This is a genomic window from Sporosarcina sp. G11-34 (genome assembly GCF_026931025.1).
In genome coordinates this window covers 129,606-136,137 of record NZ_JAHNZW010000010.1, presented here as the reverse complement: position 1 = coordinate 136,137, position 6,532 = coordinate 129,606, and the positions used below count along the sequence as shown (strand labels likewise).

Sequence of the window (6,532 nt, the reverse complement as noted above, 5' to 3'; positions counted from 1 at the left end):
CTTAAACAAAAAATCGAAAAGTACATTTATTATTACAACAATCAACGAATTAAAATGAAATTGGCTGGTTTAAGTCCAGTGGAATACAGGACTCAAACCAACCAAATAGCTGCATAATTAAAACTCTAACTTTCGGGGGTCGCCACCTATTTGCGATGCTGATCATTGTTCTAAATCAATGTTATTTCGCTTGTTAATTCAACTTTTGTACCAGTGAACTGAACGGGTTAGATAATTTCGTAGGGTCTTTATATACTTTTAATATAAAATCAATCTTTCGCAACCTCTGCAAAAAACATTATTCCTAGTAAATCCGACTTATTAAAAGTATATTCAACGTTATTCTTTGTTATACTAATGTCCACTTCCCCACCCTGGGCACCTTGCGTTAGTTCTGTAAGAATTTCTCCACGTTCATCTGCGGATAGTTCCGGGTTAGTTGATGCTATTAGCACACCGATAGTTACTAAAATATTAAAACCGGACTGTTCTGTTCCATCACCTTGTGCTACCATCATTATTTGCCTAACTTCAGATTTTTCTTTAGTTAGCAGCGCTCTCACATTGATAAAGTCATTAGCATTCGCGAGAATTAATCCGTCGTAAACCTCGCCTTCCTCGACTTTAGTATCACGATTGGAACGGAATGGTAAAGAGTATTCATCTGCATTACTATCGAATCTGTCACGCAACTCGTCAATTCCGAAACCTAGCGAGGATTGATCATACTCTTTTTCTTCAACCTCGACTTTTTCATTAGATTCTTCTTCGATATTAGTTTCTTCGTCTTTAGTTTCCTGCTTGGCTTTATCTTCTTTCTCGGACTTTTCCGATTTACTTTCTTCTTTCGTTACAGGCTCAGCTGTTGGCTCGTCATCTTTGCCAATATTCCCAAAAATATTAATTACAAGAATGACAGCGATTGCGATAAACCACCAACGCTTATAAAATGGTTTTTTATCTTTCTTCATACAATATTCCCCCTCTACAACACTAGGACTATTTTATCGTATTTGAGGTACATCTTCAAATAACACAAAAAAGAATCCGAGCCCAACGTGTGTAAAGTGATTGTTTTAGTCTTTTGACTCTCACGCGCAATTAACAAAATAGTTGCTTAAGCATGAAGTCGGAAAGAACGTATTAATTTTCTTCAAAAACATAAGATATGCTTTAATATGTTGCGGCATAACCTCATTAACTTCATTAACATTAAAATCCGCCTAGATGAATCGGAAGAAAGCCAGATTATTATTTTGAGAGCCTTTAACGGTTCTATGCAAATAATTCCTTACTTGAATTGCGTAAATATATTCTTCCAAAATATCGACCAACAACAAAAAAGACACCTCCCACAAGATTGTTTTTAAACAATACTCGTAGGAAAGTGCCTTAAATTGAACGTCGTAACAAAAATCAACGATTATCCGCGTATATATCGTAACAAATCTGAAAATAATACGCTTTACAATTATTGAAATCCGCTATAAACCTGAGTTGTGCCTGCGTTTAGCCACTAATCTCAATCGTCACTCGCATTATGATAAACATCTTGAACATCGTCATCATCTTCAAGCGCTTCGTCTATAAACGTTGTCATATCAAGGAATATTAACCCGTCCAAATACTTAAAACTGCTACGTATATCATAGCATAGATAGGCGTATAAAGCATCACTGTGATGGTGTACATCATTGTCAATTTGTATGTGGGGCTGCTAATAAACACATTTCCGAATTCGAAAAGAGTAAGAGTATTGATGGGCTAAGGGTTTAAACAGTGAAATAGGAGCTGTCAAATATAATACGGTCCACTTTTCTCAACAATCCCCTTTAACATCTATTGAAAAGGAAGTGAGTATTATATATTTAAATACTTGGTTCAATGCCCTTCTGAGAACTTGTACTTACCAGTTTTGTACCATAATAAAAAGAGAGTCCCCAAAATAGGGATTCTCAGTAGAAATATATTTATAGTTATGACCATAACCGCTTCAGTCGTAAGGAACATTGCTGCAACAGATGGTGCGTTTTGTAGCGCGTAGCGTGTTACAAAGCCCTTCATTCATATTATTTTATAGGAATACCACTTCTCAGTATTTCTCTACACTTTCTATTATAAACCAGTTGTGGTTTCTTTTGAAGTTACTTTACAATCTATATATTCAAATGCGCTGCCACTTCAACCTCCATGCTTTAAGGTACTGTTATAGCAGCCTTTTTATTAAATAAGGATTATTACACATTAGTTTCAAAGCAATTCCGAAGATACTTTACACATTTCATTTCATTAAAATTTGTTTTAGAAGCAATCCACTTAATCATCCATTGCGTGTCAACAACACTGATACCAGACTTTTTCGCTAGTAATTCTGCTCCCTTTGTAAAACCTTTATGACTAATAACCATTAACTTTTTAGGACTATGTGTTATATGAGGATAAATTTCTGGCTCGAATGATATTAATAGACTGTCTCCTATTATCGCCCGTACAACAGGCTGGTCTACTGGTGTTGTGTAGAATTTCACTTGGCATAGAACATCTATACTATAGATACCTAAGTAGTCATTTTCATGCTGTCTACTTGTACAAAGTATATCTATCCCGTAGTCCCGATTTCTTTTAGTTCTCTCCAATAATATCAATCCATAATCTTGAAGAAATAAAGAACAGAATTCTTCATAATGCTCAGCATACTTTATACAGTCTCTTTCCCATAAGTTGAAAATAGTTGTAAACTTCCCTAGTTCATGTACATTTTCTACAGAAAGGGGAACTGCAGGCTTTATGTAGTATATTCCCATTAACTCGTAAACTTCGCTTAATCTACTATCATTAGTATTTAGATATTCTATTAAATACGCTACCATGTCCTCATATACATCAGAACTTCTATCGCTAAGATTAATAAGTTCATCCAATATTACGTCATTAATAGCAGTAGTAGCTTCGACATGGGTGTAAATATTATCTGAGAGTTCATCTAAAAGGCTACATAATTCTTTTTCAACTGTCATCGGCAAACATAATATCTGTTTCAACACATGCTGTTTTAATCTAATGGGTAATTTTTTCATTATTAACTATCCAGCATTTTTATTATGCGCTGTACTTTATCTCTAATATCTTTAATATCTGTTCTACATTCACCTATCCAGTCCGCAGCAACTGGCAATGTATTAAGTTCATTTTTCATTCTACCCAATTTCTTTTTCCATTCATCTTTAATTTTTTCAACTGGTTCGTCTCCATTTGCTTCTTGCACTAATGTAGACCATGTTTTTTCATCGTTAATTACTTCATCAATTGCAAGTTTTACTAATTCAAACTCATTATTTTTACTAGCTATTAATTTAGTTATAGTATCCCTGAAAACCTTTGTATTAACATCATTTTTGATTAACTTAATTAATTTCGGGAAATTAATTAGAAATTCCTTCTTCATATCATGCTCTTCATAGGGACTAACTAAAAAGTCCTTTTCATCAAACTCCCATTCAAACTTTAAATCTGATTCAACCATACCAAAAAACTCTCTTATTTTTTTGGTTCTATCTACTGCTTCGAGGTAACCCCATTCCCCCTCAGACAGTTCATCAGTTATTTCTGCGATATGTGAAAAGATTTTATATCGGGTTACCATGTCTCTTACTTTAGAAAAATCCAGTGCAAGCTCTTGAGCAATTTTCTTGTAAATATTTTCCAACGTAGACCCAGTTAAAACGTAATAACCCATAGCCATCCTATAAATGTGTCTCGCCTGAGGTACCTCATCCCATTCTTTTACACCCATAACATGTGTACGACCTTGTATTTTAACAACGTAACTTTCCAACTCTGCTTTACCTTCGAAATCTTTCTCACGTAATACTTGTACAGGAATAAATGTATTTAAATCTACAGAATTAATATGATTAGATTTTAAAATTGCTATTCTTGTATTTCCCTCCACACACTTATATTTATATCCATCTGCCAAATCTACTTGGTCTTTTAGCATATCTAATTCTCTAATAACAATGTACGGATTCCATAACAGTCCTAATTTCATACTACTAATCAATTCTTTTGATTCCTTAGATTTTAGCAATTTACTAATCAATTCATTTTGTGAAAGTAATACTGCATTTTCTCCAAATCGAGGATTAAAAGAGTCTAGAGCTATCATACCTAACTTAACATCTTCAATTACCATTACATTTCCCTCCTATTTCCAATAAATAATTATTTCATAATCAAATACACAAACATTCAAGCTAAATAAATTAATTACGAAAAAGTTTGGGTATCAAATTATATTGTTGAGGCTTTTCAATTTACATTGTTTAATAGCGTCCCGTCCGACTAATATAATGAATTGCACTATCAGTTGGTACAACCTATTTCATACTAGGATACTTGTTTGTGTACTTTCTTATGTAACCAAAAAAAAGAATGATTTTATTTAAGAGTAGGTGTCACATCGGATGTTAAGTTAACGCAGTCAAATCAGCCTTATTGAAAATCAAAGAAAATATTATTCGTAATAGTAACATCAACGCAAAACTTAATAATTGCTGTGACAACAGGACAGAAGACCCTAGAAGTCGAACCCTACGATACCACTGAAGTTTTTCTCCAGTGTATCATCTCTATTCGTCTTTGCCTGCTTCCATCATTAAGAATATGGCTGTAAGAATATGCATCACCATTCCAACAAAAGGAATCCAACCTAAACAAGATGCAATAATTCCAAGTATGTGTCCTGTTTTCTTTCTTCCTTGCTCCCTTGAAGACAATACAAGTGATACAATGTGTAGTGCTAACATTAGTAATAAAGGTGTCCACATCAAGCTTATTACGATAGCCCCACCGATAATAGGAAATCCAATTATCGATTCTAATCCACCAGTAACCCACTTTAAAATTCTTGTAGCTTTGCTTTTTTTATTCTCCATTTTACATATCTCCCTTTATAGAAGCTATTCCTGCCAATATAACTCCTAACATTCCACTTAACGCTTGAGCTATATATGTCTTTTGTGTTCTTTCGTACTCTCCAATGATTCCATAATTTCAATAATATAACTTTTTATAAATCCAATGAGTTCATGGTATGGAAGCCACGGGAGTCGAACCTGGTACAAAGGCCTTAACACTTAAGCGCTTCGTCTATAAACGTTGTCATATCAAGGAATATTAACCCATCCAAATACTTAAAACTGCTACGTATATCATAACATAGAAGGGTGTATAAAGCATCACTGTGATGGTGTACATCATAGTTTGTTAACGGTACTACTAATTTAATTGAAATTTCAATAATAGACAGAAATTCTTTACTAACAACAGATTCCAAGCCCGTACTAGACGTACAAAAAACGATTTCATCCATTGATAAAATCGTCTTTGCTCTTGCCGCTAATTCATTTATATAGCGATTAGTTAATTTTATTTTACAATTCCATAATAAGTAGGGATATCGGATGCCACAAAAAAACTATTTTAGACTCCCAATTTCAAATCATTTTTTTTCAGTTGACTTTCCACTTGGTTTACTTCTATTTTCACTTTCATATAAAGAACGTGGAGGAGGACCAGCTGGCGGAGGGGTTGCTGAACCTATTGGTTTTTCTCTAGTTTCATACGAATTATTAAGTTTATTTTCCGGCATGAGTTTCACCTCCTTCCAATATTAAAACTTTATAAAGTTCCTCTTGGTCAGCTTCGCTCGGTGCAATAACAACATAAGTTAACAATAGAAAAACTAAACTAATAATCATAGCTACATTTCCCAAAGAGGTCATTTTCATTTTCTCATCAGAAAGATTAGTATTACTTTCTGTACAAGGTATATAAATATCGACTAAATAATTGTTAAACGCCTCATTCACTAATTTATCGATATTTTCTTCATTTGCATAATGATTACGTAAATTCGAGTAATGATTATTTAGCTGCGAGGCTAATGGTAAATGAGATACTTTTTTAGCCCATAAAGGAATCGCTAAAAAGATAGAAGCAGCAAACATCCCTAGTGTTGTACAACCGTAAAGTAATTTCATTGCCCACTGTATTTCATTTAACTTTAACATTAGATTAAGACAATAAATATTAGCACCAATAAAAATAATGAAAATGCCGACAGTCCAATTAAATCTATTATTAACATGTTCCTTTCTTTCTAGTTCTCTATAGTACAACTCTTTAAAGAATTCTGCCCTCATACAAAAACCTCCACTAAATACCATTCTATATAAATTATAGTTTATAACTTTCATATTAACAACACTAGCGAAACAGCATAGGTTAAATGTGTTGACATCCTTGTATTATTAAGATATCAAAAGATGTCTGTTACTAAGTGTCAAAAATAAACATTGGAAGAATAAGTAAGGTGCATTTAGATGAATTATAGATATGCAAGAGAATCAAAAATCAGACAAGATTTAGAAGTGTAGCTAAAAGCATTACAAAAAGAATGTTGTGAAAAGTTCACTGGGACTAAATTTAGTTCTGAAAAAGTCTATATATATAAATCCCTATCATTAAA

General features: G+C 33.3%; 7 protein-coding genes and 1 pseudogene. 1 reads left to right on the top strand and 7 read right to left on the bottom strand.

Annotation, left to right across the window (positions count from 1 at the left end; translation table 11 throughout):
- The coding region (locus KSU66_RS15350) for an IS3 family transposase (RefSeq protein WP_269052354.1) at window positions 1-117 on the top strand (117 nt) is incomplete at its 5' end.
- A gap of 152 nt (window positions 118-269) precedes the next feature.
- On the opposite strand, the gene KSU66_RS15345 is transcribed toward KSU66_RS15350, so the two are convergent.
- From KSU66_RS15345 to KSU66_RS15320, 7 genes and pseudogenes are all read right to left on the bottom strand, one after another.
- The gene (locus KSU66_RS15345) at window positions 270-971 is read right to left on the bottom strand and encodes a hypothetical protein (RefSeq protein WP_269052346.1); all 702 of its coding nucleotides are present in this window, start codon (window positions 969-971) and stop codon (window positions 270-272) included.
- 910 nt (window positions 972-1,881) lie between these two features.
- Window positions 1,882-2,052: pseudogene (locus KSU66_RS21460) on the bottom strand (hypothetical protein); the annotation flags it as partial.
- A gap of 185 nt (window positions 2,053-2,237) precedes the next feature.
- A complete protein-coding gene (locus tag KSU66_RS15340; protein ID WP_269052345.1) occupies window positions 2,238-3,017 on the bottom strand; it encodes a restriction endonuclease in 780 nt (259 codons plus the stop codon).
- Between the two features lie 62 nt (window positions 3,018-3,079).
- Window positions 3,080-4,195, bottom strand: coding sequence for a hypothetical protein (locus tag KSU66_RS15335; protein WP_269052344.1), 1,116 nt, complete (start codon window positions 4,193-4,195; stop codon window positions 3,080-3,082).
- 436 nt (window positions 4,196-4,631) lie between these two features.
- A complete protein-coding gene (locus tag KSU66_RS15330) occupies window positions 4,632-4,937 on the bottom strand; it encodes a hypothetical protein (RefSeq protein WP_269052343.1) in 306 nt (101 codons plus the stop codon).
- 566 nt (window positions 4,938-5,503) lie between these two features.
- The gene (locus KSU66_RS15325; protein WP_269052342.1) at window positions 5,504-5,653 is read right to left on the bottom strand and encodes a hypothetical protein; all 150 of its coding nucleotides are present in this window, start codon (window positions 5,651-5,653) and stop codon (window positions 5,504-5,506) included.
- Window positions 5,640-6,206, bottom strand: coding sequence for a hypothetical protein (locus KSU66_RS15320; RefSeq protein WP_269052341.1), 567 nt, complete (start codon window positions 6,204-6,206; stop codon window positions 5,640-5,642). The genes KSU66_RS15325 and KSU66_RS15320 overlap by 14 nt, the downstream gene beginning before the upstream one ends.
- Between the last annotated feature and the right edge of the window lie 326 nt (window positions 6,207-6,532).